This is a genomic window from Rhizobium sp. 25PS6 (assembly GCF_032464655.1).
GTDB classification, from domain to species: domain Bacteria; phylum Pseudomonadota; class Alphaproteobacteria; order Rhizobiales; family Rhizobiaceae; genus Rhizobium; species Rhizobium laguerreae.
In genome coordinates, this window is the sequence record NZ_JAWDIV010000080.1 from 1 (window position 1) to 588 (window position 588).

The 588-nt window shown below is 63.9% G+C and carries 2 protein-coding genes; both read left to right on the forward strand.

Features of this window, described 5'->3' with window-relative positions; translation table 11 throughout:
- On the forward strand, positions 1-337 hold a 337-nt coding region (locus RWK44_RS34915; RefSeq protein ID WP_316030188.1), incomplete at its 5' end, for a multinuclear nonheme iron-dependent oxidase.
- The coding region (locus RWK44_RS34920; RefSeq protein ID WP_316030189.1) for an HvfC/BufC N-terminal domain-containing protein at positions 327-588 on the forward strand (262 nt) is incomplete at its 3' end. The genes RWK44_RS34915 and RWK44_RS34920, both read left to right, overlap by 11 nt.

The following is a 588-nucleotide window of genomic DNA, read 5'->3' on the forward strand; positions in this document are numbered from 1 at the left end:
GCGCGTGCCGCCGGCCGTCTGGTCGCTCTATGCGCATGTGCTGCGCAAGATCGGCCCACGCCCGACGCTGATCGAATGGGACACCGAGGTTCCCGCGCTCGATGTGCTGCTCGGCGAAGCAATGTGGGCCGACATGATGGCCGCCTCGATCGGTTTCGAGAAGCGTGGTGCGCCGCAAATCGCCCAGCAGCCGGACCGCAGGTTCCACGGCATCGAGCTGCCTTCCACGAGCAATCTCGCACGCGGCGCCATGCCTGCGATCTCGGCCTTGACGACGATCACACCGTCGGTTTTCGCGAGCAACTCCGTCACACGGAGGGCGCGTCATGCTGTCTGAACTCGAACTGCAGCACGCCGTCGCGGATGCTATTCTTAACCGTCGAGGGCCGGATCTCGGTCCCTCGTTCGATACGGGCGGCCGCTTCGATCCGATGCGCCGCTTCAACATCTACCGCAACAACACATTCGCATCGCTGAGTGCCACGCTCGTGTCGGTCTTCCCTGTTGGCGTCAGCCTGATTGGAGAGCGGTATTTCCGCCATATTGCCGCAAGCTTCATTCGCGTGAGCCCGCCGTCCGAAGCGCGGC